Source organism: Algoriphagus chordae (assembly GCF_003254055.1).
Lineage (GTDB): Bacteria > Bacteroidota > Bacteroidia > Cytophagales > Cyclobacteriaceae > Algoriphagus > Algoriphagus chordae.
In genome coordinates, this window is the sequence record NZ_QKZT01000004.1 from 188,085 (window position 1) to 213,450 (window position 25,366).

23 protein-coding genes and 1 riboswitch are annotated in these 25,366 nt (G+C 40.0%); of the genes, 4 read left to right on the top strand and 19 right to left on the bottom strand.

Annotated features, from left to right (window positions below; translation table 11 throughout):
* Positions 1–26: 26 nt before the first annotated feature.
* Genes LV85_RS06140 through LV85_RS06165 form a run of 6 tightly spaced genes read right to left on the bottom strand, consistent with a single transcriptional unit; the run spans position 27 to position 4,239 of the window.
* Positions 27–722, bottom strand: a complete 696-nt coding sequence (locus LV85_RS06140) for a CoA transferase subunit A (RefSeq protein WP_111317314.1) — start codon at positions 720–722, stop codon at positions 27–29.
* Between the two features lie 11 nt (positions 723–733).
* A complete protein-coding gene (locus LV85_RS06145) occupies positions 734–1,657 on the bottom strand; it encodes a bifunctional riboflavin kinase/FAD synthetase (protein WP_111317315.1) in 924 nt (307 codons plus the stop codon).
* Positions 1,644–2,327, bottom strand: a complete 684-nt coding sequence (gene truB, locus LV85_RS06150) for a tRNA pseudouridine(55) synthase TruB (RefSeq protein ID WP_111317316.1) — start codon at positions 2,325–2,327, stop codon at positions 1,644–1,646. The genes LV85_RS06145 and truB overlap by 14 nt, the downstream gene beginning before the upstream one ends.
* Before the next feature lies 1 nt (position 2,328).
* A complete protein-coding gene (locus tag LV85_RS06155) occupies positions 2,329–3,123 on the bottom strand; it encodes an undecaprenyl-diphosphate phosphatase (RefSeq protein WP_111317317.1) in 795 nt (264 codons plus the stop codon).
* A gap of 8 nt (positions 3,124–3,131) precedes the next feature.
* Positions 3,132–3,344 (bottom strand): DUF3098 domain-containing protein, encoded by a 213-nt coding sequence (locus LV85_RS06160; protein ID WP_111317318.1) that lies wholly within the window; start codon positions 3,342–3,344, stop codon positions 3,132–3,134.
* Positions 3,345–3,348: 4 nt separating this feature from the next.
* Positions 3,349–4,239 carry a cell division protein FtsX gene (locus LV85_RS06165; protein WP_111317319.1) on the bottom strand — a complete coding sequence of 297 codons (891 nt, stop codon included), beginning with the start codon at positions 4,237–4,239 and terminating at the stop codon, positions 3,349–3,351.
* Between the two features lie 315 nt (positions 4,240–4,554).
* Here LV85_RS06165 and LV85_RS06170 point away from each other — a divergent pair, with 315 nt between their 5' ends.
* Positions 4,555–4,998 carry a DUF2147 domain-containing protein gene (locus tag LV85_RS06170; RefSeq protein WP_158531149.1) on the top strand — a complete coding sequence of 148 codons (444 nt, stop codon included), beginning with the start codon at positions 4,555–4,557 and terminating at the stop codon, positions 4,996–4,998.
* A 30-nt stretch (positions 4,999–5,028) separates the two neighbouring features.
* Here the strand turns inward: LV85_RS06170 and LV85_RS06175 are convergent, their stop codons facing one another.
* The 13 genes from LV85_RS06175 to LV85_RS06235 form a co-directional block, all read right to left on the bottom strand.
* A complete protein-coding gene (locus LV85_RS06175) occupies positions 5,029–6,084 on the bottom strand; it encodes a homoserine O-acetyltransferase family protein (protein WP_111317321.1) in 1,056 nt (351 codons plus the stop codon).
* An 8-nt stretch (positions 6,085–6,092) separates the two neighbouring features.
* Positions 6,093–7,397: an O-acetylhomoserine aminocarboxypropyltransferase/cysteine synthase family protein gene (locus tag LV85_RS06180; protein ID WP_111317322.1), complete on the bottom strand. Its 1,305-nt coding sequence runs from the start codon at positions 7,395–7,397 to the stop codon at positions 6,093–6,095.
* A gap of 171 nt (positions 7,398–7,568) precedes the next feature.
* A riboswitch (SAM riboswitch) is annotated at positions 7,569–7,677 on the bottom strand.
* A gap of 90 nt (positions 7,678–7,767) precedes the next feature.
* Positions 7,768–8,415, bottom strand: a complete 648-nt coding sequence (locus tag LV85_RS06185; RefSeq protein ID WP_111317323.1) for a carbonic anhydrase — start codon at positions 8,413–8,415, stop codon at positions 7,768–7,770.
* Positions 8,412–9,953 (bottom strand): SulP family inorganic anion transporter, encoded by a 1,542-nt coding sequence (locus LV85_RS06190; protein ID WP_111317324.1) that lies wholly within the window; start codon positions 9,951–9,953, stop codon positions 8,412–8,414. The genes LV85_RS06185 and LV85_RS06190 overlap by 4 nt, the downstream gene beginning before the upstream one ends.
* Positions 9,954–10,061: 108 nt before the next feature.
* Positions 10,062–11,396, bottom strand: a complete 1,335-nt coding sequence (gene argH, locus LV85_RS06195; protein WP_111317325.1) for an argininosuccinate lyase — start codon at positions 11,394–11,396, stop codon at positions 10,062–10,064.
* 2 nt (positions 11,397–11,398) lie between these two features.
* A complete protein-coding gene (locus LV85_RS06200; RefSeq protein WP_111317326.1) occupies positions 11,399–12,472 on the bottom strand; it encodes a M20 family metallo-hydrolase in 1,074 nt (357 codons plus the stop codon).
* Between the two features lie 21 nt (positions 12,473–12,493).
* Complete coding sequence (gene argB / locus LV85_RS06205) at positions 12,494–13,294, bottom strand: acetylglutamate kinase (RefSeq protein WP_111317327.1); 801 nt, start codon at positions 13,292–13,294, stop codon at positions 12,494–12,496.
* 13 nt (positions 13,295–13,307) lie between these two features.
* A complete protein-coding gene (locus LV85_RS06210; protein WP_111317328.1) occupies positions 13,308–14,279 on the bottom strand; it encodes a Rossmann-fold NAD(P)-binding domain-containing protein in 972 nt (323 codons plus the stop codon).
* A gap of 3 nt (positions 14,280–14,282) precedes the next feature.
* A complete protein-coding gene (locus tag LV85_RS06215; RefSeq protein ID WP_111317329.1) occupies positions 14,283–15,428 on the bottom strand; it encodes an aspartate aminotransferase family protein in 1,146 nt (381 codons plus the stop codon).
* Between the two features lie 157 nt (positions 15,429–15,585).
* Positions 15,586–16,554 carry an N-acetyl-gamma-glutamyl-phosphate reductase gene (gene argC / locus LV85_RS06220; protein WP_111317330.1) on the bottom strand — a complete coding sequence of 323 codons (969 nt, stop codon included), beginning with the start codon at positions 16,552–16,554 and terminating at the stop codon, positions 15,586–15,588.
* Complete coding sequence (locus LV85_RS06225; protein ID WP_111317331.1) at positions 16,547–17,740, bottom strand: argininosuccinate synthase; 1,194 nt, start codon at positions 17,738–17,740, stop codon at positions 16,547–16,549. The genes argC and LV85_RS06225 overlap by 8 nt, the downstream gene beginning before the upstream one ends.
* Positions 17,741–17,899: 159 nt before the next feature.
* Entirely contained in the window at positions 17,900–18,583 is a 684-nt protein-coding gene (locus tag LV85_RS06230) for a GNAT family N-acetyltransferase (protein ID WP_111317401.1), read from the bottom strand.
* A gap of 418 nt (positions 18,584–19,001) precedes the next feature.
* Entirely contained in the window at positions 19,002–20,261 is a 1,260-nt protein-coding gene (locus tag LV85_RS06235) for an aminotransferase class V-fold PLP-dependent enzyme (RefSeq protein WP_111317332.1), read from the bottom strand.
* A 328-nt stretch (positions 20,262–20,589) separates the two neighbouring features.
* On the opposite strand from LV85_RS06235, the gene LV85_RS06240 reads away from it, so the two are divergent.
* The 3 genes from LV85_RS06240 to LV85_RS06250 all read left to right on the top strand — a co-directional run bounded on the left by LV85_RS06240 (position 20,590) and on the right by LV85_RS06250 (position 25,320).
* Complete coding sequence (locus LV85_RS06240) at positions 20,590–21,297, top strand: DsbA family oxidoreductase (RefSeq protein ID WP_111317402.1); 708 nt, start codon at positions 20,590–20,592, stop codon at positions 21,295–21,297.
* Between the two features lie 222 nt (positions 21,298–21,519).
* On the top strand, positions 21,520–23,934 hold the full coding sequence (locus tag LV85_RS06245; protein ID WP_245942178.1) for a TonB-dependent receptor: 2,415 nt from the start codon (positions 21,520–21,522) through the stop codon (positions 23,932–23,934).
* A gap of 60 nt (positions 23,935–23,994) precedes the next feature.
* Entirely contained in the window at positions 23,995–25,320 is a 1,326-nt protein-coding gene (locus tag LV85_RS06250; protein ID WP_245942180.1) for a hypothetical protein, read from the top strand.
* Positions 25,321–25,366 lie beyond the last annotated feature (46 nt).

Below are 25,366 nucleotides of genomic sequence, written 5' to 3' on the forward strand. Positions count from 1 at the left end.
GTCAAAAGATAAGTTCAATCTCGTCTTTACTGAGAGACTGTTCTTTGTTCAATTCTCTTCTCATAATTTTCTCCTTGGAAAATCCGCTGAACATAGATACCGGGAGTATGGATTTCATTGGGATTGAGATCCCCAGCAGGCACCAACTCTTCTACCTCGGCTATACAGATCTTTCCGGCCGTCGCCATAATAGGATTAAAGTTTCTAGCCGTTCCTTTGAAAATCAAATTGCCAGCCGTATCGCCCTTCCATGCTTTGACGATGGAAAAATCAGCTTTCAACCAACTTTCCAACAGGTACATTTTTCCATCAAATTCTCGGGATTCTTTTCCTTCGGCTACTTCAGTGCCTACTCCTGCAGGGGTGAAAAATGCAGGGATTCCTGCGCCACCCGCTCGTACGCGCTCGGCAAGTGTCCCTTGTGGGATCAGATCTACTTCCAATTCTCCACTGAGTAATTGGCGCTCAAATTCAGCATTTTCGCCTACATAGCTTGAAATCATCTTTTTGACCATTCGCTTTTTCAGCAACAAGCCAATACCAAAATCATCTACACCGGCATTGTTTGAGACAATCGTCAAACCTGAAATATCTCTTTCTAAAAGTGCTGAAATACAGTTTTCGGGAATGCCAGTCAAGCCAAAGCCTCCCATCATCAGCATGCAATTGCTGGGAATGTCTGCTACTGCTTCACGAGCATTTTTTACAGTTTTGTTGATCATATATTTTGGGTTTATAGCAAGTTCTTGGCATTCTTCTGATCCAAAAACAGTTGTTTTTTCAATGCTTCGAGTCCATCGAATTTTTGCTCCTCACGAAGAAATGCTTTGATGTAAATCGTAATCTGCTTGTCATACAAATCTCCCTGAAAATCGAATAAATTGGCTTCTACAGTCTTCTGAGTTCCGCTGACTGTAGGTCTATTTCCGATGTTCAGCATGGCTTTGTACAAGGCCCCGTTCACTACAGCCTCTACTGCGTAAACGCCATCTTTGGGGATAAGTTTGTAATCGTTAGGAATATGAATATTGGCTGTAGGAAAACCGATAGATCTGCCTATTTGCTGCCCTTTGATTACCAAACCATTCAATTCATAAGGTCTGCCGAGGTAATTGATAGCAGTATTTATATCACTTGTCTCTAAGGCATGACGGATTTTGGTACTGGACACACCTATGTCCTCTACATCTTGTCTGGAGATTTCTTCCAGCTCAAATCCGTACTCTTTATGATGCGCTTGCAGGTATTCGAAACTTCCTTCACGGTTTTTACCAAAGCGATGATCGTATCCTATAACCAGTTTCTTGGTTTGAATCGTATCGACTAAGACAGATTCAATAAATTCTTGGGAAGAAAGCTGAGAAAATTCTTTGGTGAAAGGAATCGTGACCAAGTGATCAATACCAAATTGCCGAAGCAACTTAGCTTTTTCCTCAAAGGTGCTGAGCAACCTGAGGTTGTGCTCATCAGGATAAAGTACCAGCCGAGGATGTGGCCAAAAAGTGATTAAAACCGTCTCTCCATTAATGGAACGAGCGATTTCTCGAATTCGATGAAGGATTTTCTGATGCCCAAGATGCACTCCATCAAATGTTCCGCTGGTAACGACCGCATTGGAGAGCTTTGGAAAATCACTTAGGCCTTCATAGATCTTCATGTGTTCTTGCTTTGATTTCTTCTACTAATGCTAAAAGCTCATGCGCTTCTGAAAGTTTGAAATTACCAATTCTTGTCCTGCAAAGCGAACTCATATAGGCTCCGACATTCAATTTATCTCCCAGATCTCTGGCCAAGCTACGGATATAAGTTCCTTTGGAGCAAACAATCCTAAATTCAACAACTGGATTTTCAAATTTGGTGATCTCGAACTCAGACACTTGGACTGGGCGAGGATCCATTTTTACTACTTTGCCTTTTCTGGCGGATTCATAAACACGCTTTCCATCTACTTTGATGGCAGAATGCATAGGAGGGATCTGCAAAATGTCTCCTGTAAGTTCGGCCACAGCGGCTGTCACTTGTTCCAAAGTAATATGAGAAGGGTCTGCAACAGGAATTATCGGCTGTTCCAAATCAAAGGAATCTGTTGTAGCACCGATCACAAAGGTACCTGTGTATTCCTTTTCTTGACCCATAAAGGAATCTATTTGCTTGGTCATCTTACCAGCACAAACGATGAGTAGGCCAGTAGCTAGGGGGTCAAGCGTTCCGGCATGCCCAACTTTCTTAATTCGGAGGGCGTTTCTGACTTTTTTTACTACATCAAAAGATGTCCATTCTAGCGGTTTGTTGATTAAAAAAACTTCTCCGTAAGGCTCTTCGTTCATCCTATAAATATAATCCAGCTATAACTGCAATCACCCCCGCAATAAGGCAGTAGATAGAGAAATAGCTGAGTTTACTGTTTTTTACTAATTTAATCATCCAGGTACAAGCTACAATACCTGCAATAAAAGCGGCTAAAAACCCCGCGGTCAGATAGCCAAATCCTTCAGTTTCCATAGATAGTTCTCCTCCCAAAATATCCTTGGCAATTTTCCCCAAGATCAGAGGGACAACCATCAAAAATGAGAATCTGGCTGCTTTACCTTTATCAATTCCCAATAGCACTGAAGTAGAAATTGTAGCTCCAGAACGGGAAATCCCCGGAAGAATAGCGATCGCTTGAGAAATACCGATGATGATTGCTTGTCCGAAAGTCACAGGTTGGTTGGTGAATTTGGCTTTGTCAGCAAGGAAAAGCAAGATTGCTGTCAAAATCAACATACAGCCTACAAATACGATTTGACCACCGAAAAGTGTCTCTAATTCTTCTTCAAATACAACTCCAACAATAGCCGCGGGAATCATGGAAAGGACTATTTTGGCAGCAAATTGAGTTTCCTCATTCCATTGAAACTTAAATAGGCCAGCGAATATCTCTGCTATGTCTTTTCGAAATACAACGATCGTGCTTAAAGCCGTGGCAAAATGAACCACCACTGTGAACATCAAGCCTTCGGCAGGCATTTTACTTTCTCCTAAAATAGCCTTCCCCAATTCCAAATGACCGCTGGAGGATACAGGCAAAAACTCGGTCAATCCTTGGATGATTCCAAGGATAATCGCATCAATTATTTCCACGCTTCTTTTTACTTATTACTATCTGTTTTGGCAAAAATGGCATAGAATTCAAAAATAAATCCAGCCAAAGTAACTATTGGGCCTATGGTTAAGCCTAATACGCCATTACCATGTGGATCGCTGTCCAGGCCTATAATGATGAAACCTAGAATGATCAGACCGATACCGATAAACATTAGCTTGTAATTTTTGCGGGAAAAGGGGAATGAAGATTTGCTCATTATATTAATAGAGTTCGTCCAAAGACATATTTAAATACTTGTTTACTGCACGCAAGGTACTCAAGACAGATAGAATTCCGCCCACGGAGATCAAAATACCAAAAAGCACTAGGAGTAATTCTTGATTTTGAAGCATGGCAAATCCTTCGATATTTGCCTGCGTGTATTTCACCAATCCAAAAAGAATAACCGATGCAAAGGCTCCTGCCATCATGCCAAACAAGAATGCTCTAGAGAGAAACGGTTTTCTGATAAAACCTCTGGTAGCACCAACTAACTGCATTGAACGAATCAAGAATCGCTGAGAGAACAAGGCTAGTCGAATAGTATTATTGATCAACATGACCACGGTGATAATCAAAATCAGGATAAATCCTCCTAAGACCAAACTCACCTTCAGTAGGTTCTTATTAATAGAATCAACCAAATCGGTCATATAGGAAACTTCAAAAACTCCTGGAATCGCCTGAATTTCTGTGACGATAGCTTCTAGCTGCTCGGAGGTTTGAAACTCCTCGGCTATTGTCAACACAAAGCTGTCTCGGAGCGGATTGTCCTCGAGAAACTGTGTGAAATCTTCTCCAGTACTTTCTATAAAAGTGGCTGCAGCCTCCTCATCAGAAACATACCTGAGGTTTAGTGTATCTCCTTTTTGAAGGATAAATGATCGTTGGGAAAGATTGTCATGAATGGCATCTAGGTCCTTTTGCTCCATGTTTTTTTCCAAAAACACCTGAACTTCGATATTCTCTCGGATCATGCTTGTCAGCGTTTTTGCTTGGATCAAGATCACTCCGAAAAGACCTACTATAAAAAGCGATAAGGTAGTACTGAAGAGAACGCTCCCAAACTTGAAGTGTCCTAATGTCTTTTTCTTGCGTGGGTATTTGGCCATAGATTAGTTTTTCTGCTCAAAAGTAACTCTCCCCAAGGATATTGCCAATCTATTCTTGATAAAGGATTTTGATGATATTTTCTTCAATTAAACTAGGAATCTGATGATTTGTCCTGAATCGCACTTTATTTGATAAGAATAACTAGCCTTAATTAGTTGTGACTGTCCTGTTTAGTTAAATGTGATTTTGCTTAAAACAAAACCAGAGGGCTATAAGTTGAATAGGAGAATTGATAGATAATTTGATATGATTTTAACCCAAAAATGGATATATTCAATTCTAGCCATCCTAAGTATTACAAAAACCAACTTTTTATGAAAACTGCTCAATACACCTTACTAAGCATTTGTATGCTGTTCCTTGGTATAGAATCTGCCCAGGCACAAGCTAAGTCTAAAATAATAGGAGTGTGGTTCAATATGGAAAAGACAGCTCAGATTGAGATCATGGAAAATGATGATCAGCTGATCGGGAAACTTATTTGGATCAAACATGATGAAGGAGATCCAGAGAGTTTTTTAGACGTTGTGAATTCGGATTCCAGTCTGAGGGATCGTCCATTGATGGGCTTGACGATTTTGGATGGCTTGAAATATAAAAATGGAGTTTGGTCAGATGGTAAGATTTATGATCCGGAATCAGGAATTTCCTATATCTGTGAACTACAACTCAAAAAGAAAGATCTGCTTGAGATCAAAGGATACCTCGGCGAATCTTGGGTAAGTAGGACAGTAGAATGGAATAGAGTAAAAAAATAAGGCAGTGATCGCTGCCTTATTTTATCTTAATTATTTTTTTTGCTGTAGGTAAAAGGATTTGAGCAGGTAGGACAATTGTTCAAATTCAATCAGAAAAGCATCATGCCCTGCTGTGGAAGTGATTTCCTTGTACGTACCTTTTTTCACTTTTTGACTGATAAACTGAGATTCTTCTGGGAGGAATAACAAATCTGTATTCACACCTATTGCCAGTACATTTGCTTCTATTTCTCCCAATGCATTATCTAGGCCACCTCTATTTCTTCCCAAATCGTGGGAATCCATTGTTTTGCTCAAAGTCCAATATGACAGCGCATTAAAACGTCTGGCAAGCTTTTGACCTTGGTACCTTAGGTATGATGCTGCTCGGTAATCATCGACTTTGTTGTCTGGGTCAGCTTGTTTAGCGGATAAATCATCAGGATGTCTATAGGTTAGCATGGCAATGGCTCGGGCTGTTTCCAAGCCCTTATTTCCTGCTTGCTCATGTTTTTCTCCCCAGGTGCAATCTGACTCAATGGCCATTCTCTGGGTTTCATTGAAGCCAATAACCCATGGTCTAGTTTTGGAAGTAGATGCAAGAATCACGGCATTCTGAAGCTTTTTGCCCAAAATATACGCCCATTCTAAGCCTACTTGTCCGCCCAAAGAACCACCGATAAGCGTATGAATAGATTCTATTCCCAAATGAATCCTTAAGCGCTCCAATCCCTGAGCAAGATCACGGGTGCTCATTTGAGGGAAATCATAATAATAAGGCTCCTTGGTCTCAGGATTGTCGCTAAATGGCTGGGTAGAACCATAGCAGGATCCTAATAGATTTGCACAGATGATGAAATGATCTGCAGGATCAAAGAATTTATCTTCTCCTATCAAACCATTCCACCATTCTTGCGCATTGGAATCTCCAGTAAGCGCATGTATGACCCAGATTACATTGGATTTATCTGAGTTGAGCTGGCCATATGCGGTGTAGCCAAGATCAAATTCAGTGAGGAATTCTCCTGATTCCAACGGCAAAGGTGAACTTGAATGAAATATTTCCTGGGTCATGGTAATCGATGCGTACTGACTTTTAAGATTCATTTGTTGAGTTAGATTTTGTCGAAAGCTTGTTGCAAATCAGCCTTGATATCTTCTATGTGTTCGATACCACATGAGATTCTCAATTGAGTAGGAGTGACACCCGCAGCAAGTTGTTCCTCATCGGTTAATTGCTGGTGTGTCGTAGCGGCAGGCTGGATAATTAGAGTTTTGGCATCGCCTACATTGGCTAGATGAGAAATTAACTCCAAGCTATTGATCAGTGCAGAAGCCTGCTCCTTATCACCTTTTAGCTCAAAACTTAATACTCCACCAAATCCGTTTTTAAGGTATTTCTTTGCCAACTCATGGTATGGAGAAGACTTCAATCCTGGGTAATTCACTTTCTGAACAGAAGGATGGGCTTCAAGCCATTGAGCCAACGCCAAGGTGTTTTCCACTGTTTTCTGTACTCTTAGAGAAAGCGTTTCTATTCCTTGAAGCAATAGGAATGAATTGAACGGGCTAATGGCAGGTCCAAAGTCACGAAGACCTTCTACTCGTGCTCGGATAGCAAACGCAACATTTGGAAGTCCTAAAGGGTTGTTTTCTCCAAATACTTCCCAGAAATTCAATCCGTGATATCCTTCAGATGGCTCAGAGAACTGCTTGAATTTTCCATTTCCCCAGTTGAAATTACCTCCATCTACGATCACTCCTCCAATAGAAGTACCATGACCACCGATCCACTTAGTAGCAGATGAGGTGACAATATTAGCTCCATGAGCAATAGGCTGGCACAAATAGCCTCCAGCACCAAAGGTATTATCTACTACCAGCGGAATATCATGCTTCTTTGCAACAGCCGCAATTCCTTCAAAATCTGGAATATTGAATTCAGGATTTCCTATCGTTTCCAAGTAAATCGCTTTAGTCTTGTCGTCGATGAGTGCCTCGAAATCTGCTGGAGTTTTTCCTTTTGCAAACCTGGCATCTATTCCGATTCTCTTGAAAGAGACTTTAAACTGGTTGAATGTACCTCCATATAGAAATGGGCTAGAAACAAAATTATCGCCAGCTTCCATGATGTTGTTCAATGCGAGGAATTGAGCTGCCATACCTGAACTTGTGGCCACGGCAGCCACTCCACCTTCCAGAGCAGCAAGCCTCTTCTCAAAAACATCCGTAGTAGGGTTCATGATTCGAGTATAAATATTCCCGAATTCTTTTAATCCAAAAAGATTCGCACCATGTTCTGCGGAATTGAAAACATAGGAGGTAGTTTGATAGATAGGTACTGCACGTGAGTTAGTACTAGGATCTGGCTCTTGACCTGCGTGAACTTGCAGTGTTTCGAAGTGATAATTTGTTGACATGATTTTTGGGATTTATGGTTTGAAAAACTTAAGAAATATGATCTAAGTCCTAAGAAACTAAACTTAGGCCGAATGAGGCATAGCATGCCGGAGGTAAGCTAAAAGCTTTACCTGAAATAAATTCTGAAGAGAAAGGGTAAATGGATGGTATCCTTGATGCATATACGAATGAACTTATAGTTCCAAATAAGATTATCTCATTTGGCAGGAATTGGCACCTTGGACTTTCCAGGTTGCCAGAGGGTCTATGAGCCTGTCTCTCGCCTCTTCTATATAAATCCGAGCACTAAAAGTGAAAGGATGGTACAAATAAAGAAACCGCGAGTGAGAAATCAAAATGATTTTCAGCTCGCGGTTCAAAAAACTATAATTACTTATCTAATTCATCTAGATCATATCTGAAGATAGGATTTATATTCTTTAGATCCGGTTCGATATTGACTAGTTCTTTTACAAGACCATCATTCAATCCATACACCCAACCATGAATAATAGGCGCAGTTCTAGCTTTCCAGGATTTTTGGATGATGGAAGTTTTTAGTAAATCTTGGCATTGCTCGATTACATTGAATTCCACCAATTTATTTACTTTATCCTCCTGGTTTTCGATTGCATCAACTTCTGTTTGATACATCTTGTAAACTTCCTTGATGTTTCTCAGCCATTTATTGATAAGGCCCAGATTCTGATGTCCTAGTGCAGCGCCGACACCACCACAGCCGTAATGTCCACAAACGATGATATGCTCTACTTTAAGTACTTCTACCGCATATTGCAATACACTTAGCAGGTTCAAATCGGTATGCACCACCATATTGGCAATGTTGCGATGAACAAATATTTCACCAGGATCTGTACCCGTAATCTGATTAGCAGGGACTCTACTGTCAGAGCATCCTATCCAAAGGAATTTTGGAGATTGCTGCTTTTCCAGTCTACCAAAAAAGTTCTCATCTGTCTGCTTTTGGTCATCAGACCAAGCTTTGTTCTGAATTAATAGTTTCTCGTAGGGGCTCATATATTTTCGTGTATTTTAAACTTATATCCTTCTACTGCAATTCTAATATTCCTATCTGGACAGGAAGCTATAAAATCATTTAAAACTTCTTGAATATCATGATCAATAAATTGCGCTTTTTGTGCATTGATCACCACCTTACTTTCTGATGGAATCTTTGCTAGATACTTCATTAGCAAAGCTTTGTTGAGGAAGGAGACATCTTTTTGAAGTTTCACCAAATAGTTTCCATTCATTTCTGTCAAGGTTACAGAGCGAACGAAATTCGTTTTTACAACAAAGAATAATCCGAATACCATTCCAATACCTATTCCAACTAATAGATCAGTAAACAGGATAGCTACCACAGTGACAATGAATGGAATAAATTGATCCCAACCGTGTTTGTAGATATTGACAAATATAGATGGCTTGGCCAGCTTATAGCCTACAATGAATAACACCGCTGCTAAACAACTCAACGGGATCATATTTAGGATATTTGGAATAGCCAAGACTAGAATCATCAACAGGATACCGTGAAAAATCGCGGACATCTTTGTTTTGGCTCCCGAAGCTACGTTGGCAGAACTCCGTACAATTACTGCTGTAACTGGTAATCCACCGATCAAGCCAGAAAGTGTATTACCCACACCTTGAGCTACTAGTTCCTTACTTGGAGGTGTTACTCTTTTGTGAGGGTCAATTTTATCTGCCGCATCAATACTTAGCAAAGATTCAAGACTACCGATAATTGCAATCGTAAGTGCAACGATCCAGAAAGCACCTTCACCAATCATTGAGAAATCTGGAAAAGTCATCAAATCACCCATTTCACTAATACTGTCCAAAACAGGAATATTCACCAAATGATCACCTCCCAGCTGCCACTCCGGCTTCCATATACCATAAAGAGAATTAATTACAATTCCAGAAATAACAGCCCATAAGGCTCCAGGAACAGCTCCAAAAATTTTATGTTTTTGAATTTTAGGTTGTTCAAAAAGAATCAAAATAGCCATTGCTACCAAGACAATTGGAATGGCTCCTATACTATGATATTTGATGGCATACCAAATTTCCGAGAAGGTATTGTGATTATCAGTCTGCAAAAAAGCCTGATCACCCATCAAATCCACATCGTAGCCAAGCGCATGTGGTATTTGTTTCAAAATAAGAATCAAACCAATGGCAGTAAGCATTCCTTTGATTACAGCGTGGGGAAAATAATAACCAATGACACCAGCTTTTACTATTCCTAAACCTAACTGAATCAAACCTGCCACCACTAGTGTAGCAAGAAAAAGAGGGAAGGTTCCCATACTACTAATAGAATCCAGGACTATTACCGTAAGTCCTGCCGCAGGTCCACTCACAGAGACGTGAGATCCGGACAATGCTCCAACGACTATACCACCAACGATTCCTGCAATAAGTCCTGACATGGGAGGAGCACCACTTGCTATTGCAATACCTAGACAAAGAGGCAAGGCAACCAAAAAGACCACTAAACTGGCCTTTAAATCATACTTGAGATTACTTCCTAAAAGGGTGTTCATTCTGATGATTGGTTTTATTGAAGATTAGAATTTTCTTCGTTATTTCGTGCAAAAATAAATTTTTATATGGAATGATTCTAATTAAATCAGTAAAACATGACAAAAGTCTTATTTTAGAAGATCTTCGAATGATTGTTCTATCTTCTTAAAATTAAATAGTTTGATAGAGTTTTGCATTTTTTCATCTATTTCCTGAAGATTTAAATTACCTATACTTCCTTCATGGGAATGATTCAAATGCAGTTGATCTGGAGCGAAATTATCTGACTCTATATCCATCCCAACTTGTTTGTAAGCATCTCTAAAAGGAGTGCCTTTCAGGACTAGCTCATTGACTACTTCAACAGAGAAAAGATGTTTATAAAATGGGTCTGCTAATATATTCTCTTTTACTTTAATTGAACTAAGCATGAAGCCAGTCATACGAAGGCAATTTTTCAAGGTTTCTATGCCAGGAAATATATCCTCTTTGAGCAACTGCAGGTCTCGATGATATCCTGTGGTGGTATTGGTCAATAGCAATGCAATGGCATTGGGGATTGCTTGAATCTGATTGGTTTTAGCTCTGATTAGCTCAAATACATCAGGATTCTTCTTATGTGGCATTATACTACTTCCAGTAGTCAAATCATCAGGAAATCCTATAAAGGCAAAATGCTGATTCATAAAAATACAAACATCAGAAGCCAAGCGGTTTAGTGTTCCAGCCATTCCGGCCATCGCAAAAGATAAGGTACGCTCAGTTTTCCCTCGACTGTTTTGTGCATTTAGCACATTGTGATGTAGGTCCGCAAAACCAAGTAGTTCGGTAGTCATGGTTCTATTCAAAGGAAAACTTGAACCATAGCCTGCCGCAGAACCCAGCGGGTTTTTATTAGCTAGGTCAAAAGCTGCCTTCAGTAATCCCATGTCCTCTGATAAGCCTTCGGCAAAAGAGCTAAACCAAAGTCCAAACGAAGATGGCATTGCCAATTGTGTGTGGGTATATCCTGGCATCAGATCATTCTTGTGCTTTTCTGAAAGAGAAATAAGCAAATCGAATAAGCTAGTACATTCTTCAACAAGCTCCTTAATCGAATTTCTATAGTATAGCTTCAAATCAACTAGAACTTGATCATTGCGGCTTCTACCACTATGAAGTTTCTTGCCTACATCTCCATAGCGTTCTGTTAGCAAAAACTCCACCTGTGAATGGACATCTTCCACTCCCGGATCAATTTTGAAGTCGCCATTCTGTATCTCAATATATATTTGCTTTAAGCCTTGCTGAAGTATCTCATTTTCTTCTGCAGTCAGCAAGCCAATGGTGGATAACATCTCTGCATGAGCCATGGATCCTAGCACATCAAAGGGAGCTAGTAGTATATCAAATTCAGGATCACGACCTATAGTAAAGGATTCTACTTCCTTTTTGCTTCCTGTTTCTTTTTGCCAAAGTTTCATTTCTAAGTAGTTTGAGTAAGCATGTCTGCGTAGGTTTCAAGTATCTTGATATAGCCTTCTATGCCGTTCTGAATTTCGTTCAAATAAATATATTCATCTGCAGAATGTGATCTTGCTGAGTCACCAGGACCGATTTTGACAGATGGGTAGGGGATCAATGCCTGATCAGATAGGGTAGGACTGCCATAGGTTTTCTTGCCTAGTTTTTCTCCTACTTTCAATATCAAATGACCTTCTGGTACGTGTGAAGATTGAAGTCTAAGTGATCGAGGGGTTAGCTCTGCACTTATGGAGCTTTTCAATTCCTCCAAAGCTTCTTCCAAAGAATAAGCATCAGTGACGCGGACGTCCAATACAAATTCACAAAGATCAGGTACAACATTATGCTGCTGTCCTGAATGAATAACAGTTGCCGAAACTTTAGTCTTTCCTAGGAATTGAGAGATCTTCTTGAACTCAAAATCCCTGATTTTTTGAAGATCACCCAGGGCTTCGTAGATAGCATTTATGCCTTCCTCACGTGCTGCGTGTCCAGCTTTTCCCTTAACTTTTGCATCAATCACCATCAAGCCTTTTTCGGCCACGGCCATATCCATCAAAGTAGGTTCTCCGACGATAGTCAAATCACAGGGAGGAAGCTGATCTATAACTGAAGCTATTCCATTCTTACCCGAAATCTCCTCCTCGGCAGATGCAATCATTATCAGGTTGAATGGAAGATCTTCTTTTTCTTGAAAATGGGAAAAGGCTGCCATGAGACTAACAAGTGGTCCTCCTGCGTCATTACTTCCTAATCCGAAGAGCTTTCCATCTTCCGTAATTGCCTGAAAAGGATCTTTGGTGTAGCCAGCGTTTGGTTTAACTGTGTCGTGGTGGGAATTCAGCCAAATAGTTGGCTTATTTTTATCAAAGACATTTGCAAATGCCCAGATGTTATTTCCTGATTTGTGGACTTCTATGTTTCTAGCAGTGAAAAATTCTTCAATTATATCAGCAGTAGCACTTTCTTCCTTCGAATAAGATGGCGTTTCTATTAACTGAGATAGAAGTTGTACCGCATCATCATATAAACCCATCGTTAATTTCAATTTTGTTGTTTAGTAGAGGTCATATCGACTTCTCTCTATGGTTGTTCCAGAAAGCTTGCCTTTCGCTGCCAAATGAAGGTTCTCTGCTTTCCCGATCCAAACATGATTTACTCCCTTTTCTAATGCCTCAAAAGCATTGTCCAATTTGGGAATCATACCGGAGTGTATCACATTTTCTTTGCGAAGCTCCTCGTAGATATCCTCATTGATCATGGGTACAATGGAGGTTTCATTCTTCTCATCTAGCAATACTCCACTTTTGTTAAAACAGAAATATAAATTAACCTGATGTTCCTTAGCAAGGCTGGTGGCTAGCGCAGAAGCTATACTATCTGCATTTGTGTTTAATAACTGGCCTTTGGCGTTGTGGGTAATCGCATTGATTACCGGTAGTAAATTCCCTGAAAGTAAATGATCAATCAATTGGGTGTTAACAGTCTGTATATCACCAACAAATCCATAATCAATTCCTTTCACTGGACGTTTGATAGACTGTATGATATTGCCATCTGCACCACACATTCCTATCGCATTTACTTTGAGCGCTTGGAGTTTGGCTACGATGTTTTTATTAATCAAACCAGCATACACCATCGTCACTACATCCAAGGTATCCTTGTCTGTAATTCTTCTCCCATCCACCATTTCGGGCATTACACCTAGAGATTCTCCAAAGCGGGAAGCCATGATCCCGCCTCCGTGAACCAAAATTTTGTGCCCGGGAAATTTGGCGAAAAGGGCTAAAAATTCATCTAGCTTTTCAGGAAAGTCGATGACATTGCCTCCGATTTTAATAATGCTAATTTTCATTGGGCGTAAGTCTTTATTTATTTCCTAACAAGTAGCTGATGGCTGCTTGAGCAGCGAATATTCTATTTTTGGCTTGGTGCTGTACCAAAGAGCGCTCCCCATCCAGAATCTCATCAGATAACTCCAGATTTCTTCTCACAGGAAGGCAATGCATAACTTTAGCATTATTGGCATTCTCAAAATGATTTTCAGTAAGCATCCAAGATGAATCTGTAGATAGAATCTTACCGTAATCATTGAAAGATGACCAATTCTTAACATACACAAAATCAGCATCCTCTAATGCTTTACTTTGATTATATTCTATGGTCGCACCTTTGGTGAATTCCTCATCCAATTCATAACCTACAGGATGAGTAATCGTGAGATCATGATCCATTCCAAGGGTCCATTCTGCAAAGGAATTGGCAACTGCATGAGGAATAGCTTTAATATGCGGACCCCAAGTCAAGACTACTTTCGGCTTCTTTTTGCCAGCCCAATTCTCTCTGATCGTGATCTGATCGGCAAGACTTTGAAGTGGATGTCGCGTGGCAGATTCCAAACTTACCACTGGAACTCCAGAATACTTTACAAATTGAGAAAATACAAAATCACTTGTGTCTTCTTCCTTATTTGTCAAAGAAGGAAATGCACGAATCGCCAGAATATCAAAGTATGAACCTAAAACAGCAGCAGCATCTTTGATATGCTCCACCGTACCACGGTTCATGACAGCTCCATCCTGCATCTCCAGCGCCCAGCCTTCCTTGTCCATATTCAGCACAATTGGTTCCATACCTAGGTTCAATGCTGCTAGCTGAGTAGAAACACGTGTCCTAAGTGAAGGATTTAGGAAAATGCATCCTATGCGTTTTCCAGCGCCTTTTGCTTGATCTAGACTTGGATTGGCCTTGTATAAAAGTGCTTTCTCGATTAACTGGTTGCCCAGGTCGAAAGATTCAAATTTTGTAAAATGCTGTAGTGGCTCGATAATGTTTGCCATTTGTTAACTGGAAGGGGATTGACTTAAGATTTCTTTTAATGCGGTTAAAAACGAATTTAACTGATTCCACTCGATATTTAAAGGAGGCAAGAGTCTTATCGTGTTCTTGCCAGCTGCACTTCCTGTGAACATGTGATATTTTTTCACCAATTCTGAGCGAACAGGGCCAGCTTCCCGATCCAGATCAATACCAATAATCAAACCTGTACCACGAATAGCCCTGATTCCAGGGATTTCTTTCAATTCGGTCAAAAGCTTTTCACCAAGTTTAGTAGCATTTTCCAGAAGGTTTTCTTTTTCAATAACTTCCACTACTGCCAGACCTGCCGCACAGGCAAGGTGATTGCCTCCAAAAGTAGTTCCAAGTAATCCGTAACTGGCTTTGAACTCCGGTGAGATTAAGATTCCACCGATTGGAAATCCATTCCCCATACCCTTTGCCATACTGATGATATCTGGTTTAAGCCCGTCAACCAACTGATGCGCAAAGAATTTCCCAGTTCTGCCAAAACCTGACTGTACCTCATCCAAAATCAATTTGGCATTGTATTGCTTTGCCAGAGAGGCTAAACCTAGAAGAAAGTCTGAACTAGGAACCTGAATACCGTTTACTCCTTGGATTCCTTCGATGATTATTCCAGCGATCTCCTTTGCCTTCAAAGCATCTTCTACAGCAGCCAAGTCCTCCCAAGGAAGAATATGAAAATCATCTCGTTCATTACAAGGAGCAACAATTTTTGGATTATCTGTCAAAGCTACTGCACCAGATGTTCTGCCATGAAAACCTCCAGAAAAAGCAATAAAACCTGATTTTCCTGTTGCGAAGGAAGCTAGCTTGATTGCATTCTCATTGGCTTCAGCACCTGAGTTACAAAGGAAAAGCTGGTACTCAGGATAGCCTGAAAGTTCGCCTAGTTTTTCAGCATATTCCTTTTGGATAGGAATCTGAATGGAATTGGAGTAAAAAGCGATCTGATCCAATTGATCCTTGATGCGCTTTAGGTAGTGTGGATGTGTGTGACCAATGGAAATCACTGCGTGACCACCATATAAATCTATATATTCTTGTCCTTGATCGTCCCAAAGTTTAGCGCCATCAGCTTTTGCGATGGTAACTGGGATGAGAGGATATACATCAAATAAGTTCATAAGAATTGACGAATTACGATTGACGAAATACGAGGTAATTCTGTGCCTCATAGATCTATTTCAAAATTGAAGAATATTGAATGCTGAATGATGAACACTTAATTTTGAAGTGACTATCACACAGTCTTGAATCTTATGTCTAAAGTCTAATATCTAATTAAAACCCTATACTTTTTAGATTCAAGCCCATCCTCTCTTCAAGTCCAAATGCCAAATTGTAATTCTGAACTGCCTGTCCAGAGGCTCCTTTGAGTAAGTTGTCAATGGCGGAGTAAATCACCAATTGTCCAGCTTCTTTTTGTACGTGAACGATACACTTATTTGTGTTCACTGCTTGCTTCATATCGATGTCGATATCAGAAACGTGAGTAAAAGCAGCGTTTTTATAGAACTCCTTGTAGGCAGCTACAGCTTCTTCTTGAGTTCCATCAAAAGGGAAATAAGCTGTAATCCAAATTCCTCTAGGGAAATTGCCACGGTATGGAACAAAGAGCATTTCAGATGAAAAGCTAGCATTGAGCTGCTTGAAAGTCTGATTAATCTCCTTTAGATGCTGGTGTGTAAAAAGCTTATAAACAGACATATTTGAAGATCTGTAGCTGAAGTGGGATGTCTCAGCTAGTTTCTTGCCTGCACCCGTACTTCCAGTGACTCCAGAGATATTTATTGTGTCTTTCACCCAGTCTTTTGCGATAGCAGGAAGTAGTGCTAATTGAATGCCTGAAGCAAAGCAGCCGGGATTAGCAATCTTTTTAGCAGTCTTAATTTTCGCAGCATTTACTTCTGGAAGACCATAAGTAAAGCCATTGGACTCGTCACGGAAATCAGTAGACAAATCGATCAAAACTGTCTCAGGAGAGAAGGAGTGTTGCTCCAAAAACCCTTTGGTTTGGCCATGTGGCAATCCCAAGAATACAGCTTCTATTCCCTCAGTTTGTACTTCGTCAGTAAAAATGAGATCACAATCCCCGATGAGGTCAGGGTGAACCTCAGCTACTTTTTTGCCCTTCTGGCTATTGCTATGTACGTAGACCAGTTCGCAAGCAGGATGATGAACTAGCAGACGAAGTAATTCGCCACCAGTATAGCCTGCTGCCCCTATGATCGCTGTTTTAATTTTAGTCATTGTCAGCGTTAACTTTATGGAAAATCGAGGTTTGGTTGCCCAAAATACGTGTGAAACCTTTCACGTCTTCAGCTGTATAGCCTTTGTTCATTTCTCCGTAGCTACCAAACTTGTTGGACATCAGATCATGATTAGAAGTGATTCCAAGCAAAGTGAATCGGAATGGCTGAAGCAAAACCCGAACTTCACCAGTCACATAAGTCTGCGTGCTGGCCATGAACTCTTCCATGTTTCTCATCACTGGATCTAGGTAATGTCCCTCGTGAAGATGATTACCATAGAACTCAGCCAATTGATTTTTCCAGAAAAGCTGCCACTTGGTAAGTGTGTGCTTCTCCAGCAACTGATGTCCTTTGATGATGATCAAGGGAGCAGCAGCTTCGAAACCAACTCTGCCTTTGATTCCGATAATCGTATCACCGACGTGAATGTCACGGCCGATTCCATAAGGAGCTGCCAAAGCTTGGAGCGCCTGAATAGCTTCTACCGAATCCTCATACTTTTTACCATCCACACCTTTCAATTCACCTTTTTCGAAGGAAAGAATCAATTCTAAAGGCTCAGTTTCCGTAGCTTGGATAGGCCAAGCTTCTTCAGGAAGGTAATCGGAAGAGGTTAGTGTTTCTTTTCCTCCTACAGAAGTTCCCCAGATTCCCTTATTAATAGAATAAGCAGCTTTCTCGAAATTCATCGAAACACCATGCTTTTTCAAGTATTCAATTTCTTCAGCGCGACTCAGTTTCAGGTCACGGATAGGAGTGACGATCTCGATATCTGGAACGATCGTTTGAAAAATCATATCAAATCGAACTTGATCATTTCCAGCTCCAGTAGAACCATGAGCTACCGCTTTTGCTCCAATTGATTTGGCGTATTCAGCCAGTGATTTGGCCTGAAGAATACGCTCCGCGGAAACAGATAGGGGGTAAGTTTGGTTTTTCAATACATTTCCGAATACCAAATACTTGATCACTTCATTATAATAGGTGTCCATCACATGAAGTGTTTTGAAAGAAGCTACGCCTAAGCCTTTTGCTCTTTCTTCAATATCTGTCAATTCTTCTTCAGAAAACCCGCCTGTGTTTACCAAAACGGCATGCACTTCATATCCTAGTTCTTTGGAAAGGTGCAAAGCACAAAATGTGGTATCCAAGCCTCCACTGTAGGCTAAAACTATTTTTTTCATATGATTCTAATTTTTTCTTTCGACTTCCTGATAGCAATCAGGAGAAATTTAGTAAGCTGATTTAGATACCAATCGGGATAATCCCTAATGTACCGTTCTTCGCTATGCTCGATTTCATCGAAATATGATTTTTCTTCCTGAAGGGAAGAATAGATTTATTTATAGAAAGATGCTCGAAATGCTGTCCTTAGACTTGTTCAATTTAAGCATCACGTATTTCTTTAATCTTACCCAGCGATCAAATAATTTGAGATCTTTTTTGAAATTCTCCCGGAGCGCCAACTCTTGCGTATGATTTCTCTTGGAATTAGGATCGTAAAGCATGGCTGTACATAGGCAGTTTTGCCTGTTTTTACTCACCAAAATCTCATAATTGACGCAACTTTGGCAGCCTTTCCAGAACTCATTATCATCAGTCAAATCAGAATAGGAAACAGGAATGTAACCTAACTCAGAGTTGATTTTCATCACCGCAGCTCCTGTGGTCAATCCAAATATTTTAGAATCTGGATATTTCAATCGGCTAAGCTTGAATACTTCATTCTTGATCAAGCGCGCCAATCCGTACTTTCTGAATTCAGGTGAAACAATCAAGCCGGAGTTTGCAACGTACTTACCATGACCCCAAGCCTCAATATAGCAGAAGCCAGCCCACTTGCCATCAGAAGTCAATGCGATTACTGCTTTCCCTTCTTCCATTTTGGTCTCTACATAAGCAGGGCTACGTTTGGCTATACCTGTGCCACGAGCTTTTGCAGAGTTTTCCATCTCATCTGTGATCTGAGTGGAATATACCGTGTGAGAAGGATTTGCTACAATTATCTGGAAAGAAATGTTATCCATTAGGGATTGCATGTGTTAATTCCGAAGAAATCGGAAGATGGGTAAATAAATCAAAGTGTAAAAGGGCGAGTGAGTACTCCACGTAGGAGTACAATTATTTATCGAAGGGTTAAACCCTATAGAAAAATCTACACGTCCTTATAGGAGTGAAAAAAGCAATAGCATCAACCTTCAGCTCTACCGTAGTAGCTGTTGTATAAGTTGGGGCTATGTGATTTACTTGTGTCATGCGTAATAGGGAGGCAAAATTCATTCCTTAGGAAGGAAAATGCAAGGGTTTTTAAGAATAATTTAACGTTAGACCGAAATTTTTACAGATTTGGAAAAAGATACTTGGCTATTTCGCTCTATTTGCCATGTGCAGAATATAATTTGGTTTCTAATTATCAATTAGGCAATCCTGAATGCCTTGGTTGAATTATGCATTACCGGACATTTCTTTCAAAGCCAGAACAAATTTGTCCATCTCAGCTTCAGAGGTATAGACATTCGGGGAAATTCGGCAACCATTTACTCCACCAGCACCATTGATCGCTACGGTGAAAATCTGATATTTATCCAATAGCATAGTTGCCATATCGGCTGTACTCATAGCGTCTATGCCCACATTTGCAATTCCACAAGAGCGATGCGGGTCTTCAGGTGTATTTACGTTGATCCCGGGGAGATCACGAACCTGATCCGACCAATAGCGCTGAATGTATCTCAACCGATCCTCTTTCCGCTTAGATCCCATTTTGTTGAGAAAGTTGACAGCATCGATGACGGACAAATCTGTGGAAACAGCATGTGTACCGGTATGATTGAGATTCAAAAGGGTTGTTTGATCCAATTCATAGGGTGCAAGAAGCGGTCGAATTTGAGTACTCTTTCCTTTCTTGACATACAGCATTCCGCAACCTAGTGGTACACTTAGCCATTTGTGCAGACTGGATCCATAATAATCACAATCCAGCTCGGAAATGTTGAAATCAAAATGACCCACAGCATGAGCACCGTCTAGCATAACCTCCACACCATGTCCATGTGCCATATCAGCTATTTTCCTAACAGGCAAAATATGTCCAGTGATATTCACAATATGCGGCACCATCATCAGCTTGGTTTTGGAAGTAATAGCCTTTTCATAGACAGCGACGATTTCCTCATCATTTTCCGGATGCATAGGAATATCTATACGCTTGACTTTGATCCCATACCTTCGTTCAGCTAACTCAAACATATTCAGCAAACTTCCATAATCCTGATTCGACACAATTGCTTCATCACCGGATTTCCATGGATAGCCAGAAATGATCAAGTCGATGGACTCCGTTGTGTTTCTAGTAAGCACCACTTCCTCAGGAGAAGCTCCCACCAATTCAGCAACCATCGCAGCACTTTTGGCTTTATTGTCCCACTGCACAGTACGCATATAGCTTGAAGCCTGATAATTGACATCTCTAAGATGCTTGATGTAGTTGTCTAGTGTTTCTTCTGGCAAAAAGCAGTAATAACCATTCTCAAGATTTATATAATCCGGCTTCAATTTGTAAGCAGCACGGATCTGCTCCCAAAAGTCAGGAGCATTGGGATCTATTTCAGAGATTGTTTTAGCAGATGCTGTTTTTGTGGAGAAAATAGATCCTGAACCTATTCCGAGAAATGCCAGGGACTTTAGAAACTTTCGCTTTTTCATAACTATGCTGATTAATCTTGCCTTGCTTAGAGTATATAGCTGACGATCCAAACTATCAATAAAATAATTGCTAGCCAAGCTATCCAAGGGGACCTTTGAGGGAATTCAAATTTACAAATTGGACATATTTTCGCTTTAGAATCTATCTCCATCGCACAGGAAGGGCATTCTTTAGTTTTCAAAATTGGCTGAACTCTTTTGGGTAAATTTCTATTTAGACATAAGTAAAGAAAATTGATATGAAATCGAGCATGATTTTGAACTAATCCACGGAGATAGTTCTGTATTGCCAGCGAGATTCCATATGACCTTTAAAAACAATAATCAGATGAAAATAGAAATATGGTCGGATGTAGTTTGTCCTTTCTGCTACATCGGAAAAAGAAAAATGGAAAAGGCGATCAATAATTCGCCTTTCAAAGATAAAATCAAAATAGAATGGAAAAGCTTTCAACTTAATCCAGATCAGGTAACTGATCCATCTCTCAACACCCTTGAACAACTTTCTAAATCAAAAGGATGGTCGATGGAGCAAACCTTAGAAATCACGGATAATGTGGTCAATATGGCTGCTGCTGAAGGTTTGGATTTTCAAATGGGAAAAACTGTTGTGGCAAACACGATGAATTCACATCGTTTGATTCATTTAGCCAAAGGATCCGGAAAAGGAGGAGAGATGAAGGAGCGTTTGTTGAAAGCCTATTTCACAGACGGGCTAAACATTGATGATACTGATACATTGGTTTCTTTGGGCAAGGAAGTGGGTTTGGAAGAAGAGCCAATCAGGCAAATGCTAGCTTCTGAGCTATTCAAAGATACTGTGGAGCAGGATATCTATGAATCCAGAACAATAGGAGTGAAGGGAGTACCTTTCTTCGTGCTAGATAGAAAGTTTGGAATTTCAGGAGCGCAGCCCGACGAAGTCTTTGCTCAGACCTTGGATAAAGCTTGGGATGAATACAACAAAGCAAATCCAAGTCTTGAAATCGCTGAAGGAGATGGAGAAGCCTGTGATGTCGATGGGCAAAATTGCTAGTAAAAGTACCTCGTATGCTTCAAAATTACGGCTACCTAACCTAAGGATTAGGTAGCCTATTTTATTTACATTCTATTGGAAAGGATATTTTTTCTGAATTTCAATTACCTGATATTTAGTACAATAAGTCGAAACTCTTAAACAGAGTTAATTTTTTATTAAACCTTATTTAGATTAATTATAATTAAAGACTAGTTTTGCACCTGTTAAACACGCAGGAGCATGATGAAAAAAGTTTTCACTTCCATATTTTTTAGTATTTGTCTTTATACCTCCTTTCTTTCCTACGCACAGACCGGGATTGTAAGTGGTAAATTGACCTTTGAAGATGGGCAACCTGTCGCATTTGCTACGGTATTTATCACATCTATTAATAAACATAGCCTATCTGACGAGTTGGGAAGCTATACCATTGAGGCAGTTCCTTATGGAAAGTATATGGCGCAGGTTTCCAGTTTGGAGATCGAGAAGAAAGAATTTGAGATTGAATCTACTGTTGCTTCCAAGCCCATCACTACTGTTTTAAAAAGATCAAGTCATACCGACTTGGATGAGGTCAGCGTTATCGGGGAGTCCTACAAGACGCAGGTGGAAAAATCCGGATTTGCTGTAAATATTATTGATACCAAGGAGGCTAGTCTACGAAATATTCAAACAAATGAATTATTGAATACCACGGTGGGAGTTAAAATCCGTCAAAACGGCGGTTTAGGTTCTGAAGTCAATTATAGTTTAAATGGTTTATCAGGAAATGCTGTTCGAATTTTTATCGATGGCATTCCCATCTCCGCTTATGGCAACTCATTTAACCTGAATAGCATCCCGCCTTCAATGATTAAAGAAATTGAGGTGTATAAGGGGGTAGTTCCTGGTCATTTGGCGGATGATGCCTTAGGGGGAGCTATCAATATTGTGCTTCAAAATTCTACTCAATCGAGTTTTAATGCCTCAGTTTCTTATGGTTCTTTTAACACCCTTCAGGCTAGCGTCAACGGACTTTACCGTTTTAAAGAATCAGGCTTTACGGTTAAAGGATCTCTATTCCATAATTACTCAGATAATGACTATGAAGTCTCGGGCAGAAGTGTAGTTGTGACAGGAATAGGAGGGGTTCAAACTCCTGTGACTGCCCGACGATTCAATGATGCATACAGATCTTCTGGTGGAATGTTGCAGATTGGCTACACAGACGTAAAATGGGCAGATCAATTTTTAGTTGGCTTTACAAGATCAAGTGATTATAAAGAAATTCAACATGGGGCTTTTATGACAATTACCCCTTATAAGGATCGATTTATGGAGTCGGATGCCATGTTGATGAATTTAACCTATCAAAAGAATAATCTCTTTGTTAAAGGGTTAGATGTAAACATCAATGGATTGTACGGCAAACGAAACCGTATGGTAAGCGATACGGTAGCTTGGGCATACAGCTGGAACGGTGAAAGGGCAATTGATTTTAAAGGAAATGAATATAAGTATACATGGGGGTCCCAGCAGGAAGGAGGGCCTACCTTGGCTAAAATCAATAGAAATGTATCCTCTATAAGGACCGGCATTTCTTACACTATAAGTAAAAATCACAGATTCATGGCAAATCATGTCTACAGTGGCATAGATCGAGTAGATAGTGATGAATTAAGATCGGTTTTAGAAAATACTTTCCAGGGAACTAGAGATTTACAAAAAAATATAATCTCACTAACCTATGAGTTAAATGCCTTCGATGAAAAACTCAAGGCAAATGTATTTGGAAAATACTACCAGCAAAACACGGTAAACATTGACCCTGAGATCAATGAAGAAACCAATGAAATAGTAGATGAAGTCACAAGTGCCAACACGGAGAATGAGGGCTACGGATTTACTTTATCCTATGCTGTACTTCCAACTATTACCTTGTTAACTTCCGCAGAAAAGGCAGTCAGATTGCCAAATGAAAGTGAAGTATTTGGTAACGACGGTGATAATGTGGTTGCCAATCCAAGTATCAGGCCAGAGCTTAGTAACAACATTAATTTAGGATTTCGCCTAGGAACATATCACCTAAACAGGCATGATTTTACCTTCTCTTCCAATCTCTTTACGCGAAATATTAAAGACAGAATTGGATTGCCCATTGAGACATCTTCAAATGTCAACGATGAAACCATACTCTATGAAAATCAGGGAAATGGCACATCAAAAGGATTTGATGCTCAGTTGGACTATACCTACAATAATAATTTTGGTTTCAACTTCAATGTCTCACGCTTTGATTTGAAAATTGTAAACAGAGGAGTAGAGATTGACGTGCCCAATACACCTTTTTTCACAATGAATGGGAGCTTACGCTATTCATTTAAAGATTTAATTCAAAAAGATTCGCGATTAAATCTCTTTTATACCATGTACTTCACGGATGAATTTTCATACCTGGTACCTCAGGGATCAAATACTGTTGGAGATGAATTTTTTAAAGTACCCCAACAGTTAGCGCAAGATTTAGGACTTAGTTATGTGTTCCCAAGCAATAAACTTGTCATGAGTTTCGATGTCAAAAACATCTTCGATCAAGCCGTGTATGACAACTTATCGGTGCAAAAACCAGGAAGAGCATTTTATCTAAAATTAAACTATAGAATCAATAATTATTAACCTATTAATACTAACTACATAATGAAACACACTTTTAAAAATTTGCCAAAACTGACTGCTATGATTATAGCAGGTGGGCTGATGGTTGCATGTACTGATGACCCTACTCCAAATCCCAATCCGAATCCGGATCCAGATGCAGAAGGCCGATGGATTACCGTGGCTGCAGCAAGAATGGGAGATAATCCTGGCGATGGAAATGGAGGAACTTTAATTTACTCTATAAATAGTGAAGAAGCCAAGGATCCTACGGTATCTATAGCGCCATTTGACAATGGATTTATAGTGCCTTCTAACCGAACAGCCAGATTACAGTCTTCTGAAGATGGTAACACAATGTTTAACATTAGCTATGCTGGTGATACGGGTGGGAATTATACCAAATACACTGTTGGAGGTGGACAAACTTTCACTCAGTCAGGTACTGCAGTAAGTATAGCCCCGTATGTGGGATCTGCTCCTAGATGGGTTAAATTATTTGATGGAGATAATACTGGAGCTGCAGTTTATGTTTCCACAGAAGATATTTTTGATGATAATGGCACGCCTTCAGACGCTACAGACGACACTTACGTCCGCACTGAGTCTACCATGGGAGTTGTAACCTTGGACTTGGTAAATTCTACAATCAATGAATTTCAGGAAAGCATCGTCTCTTTGACTGAAGAGGAAGAAGCAAATGGCTATTACATTTCTAGAATTGACATGCCTACCTTAAACGCTGCAGGAGATAAATTATATATTGGTGCACGCGTGAGTAAAGTTGATCCTGCTACTGGTGAAAGTGATAATTCGGGAGAAATTTTAAACTCTAAAACAATTGTACTTGACTATCCTTCATTAGTAAACCCTACAGTGATTAGTTCTGCGGTGGGACAGGGAGATACGAATGGTTATCGTAGTATCAATTCTTTCGAATACAATGGAAGTGTTTATCAAGCCAACCAAGGTGATCCAGAAGGTTCTCACATCTTAAAAATAGATGCGAATAATCAATACGATGATTCTTATGTGTTCAATTTAGATGCTGCTCTAGGTGTTGAAGACGCTTATATTTTGGCCTGGAGACCTGCTGCTAATGGAAAAGCCGTAGTTGCTTACAGAGATGCAAGTTCTGAGGAAGGTGTGGCAGGAGCACAGGGATTTTTTGCTTTGGTTGATTTAAATACCAAAACAGGACAAAGAATTGATGATATCCCTTACGAAGCAGACTTTTACTTATTCCAATATCAAGGATTTGTAGTTGAGGGTACTGAAATTTACCTTACTCAAGCACCTGTAGGGAAAAACGGAAATATCTATGTTGTAGAAACTGAAACAGGAGAAGTAACTAAAGGAGCTCAACTAGAAAATGTTGCAGGAAGTCACTATATAGGATTGTTCTAAGATCATTCAAAATCTTGTCTTCCCTCAGCTAGCTGAGGAAAGTCAA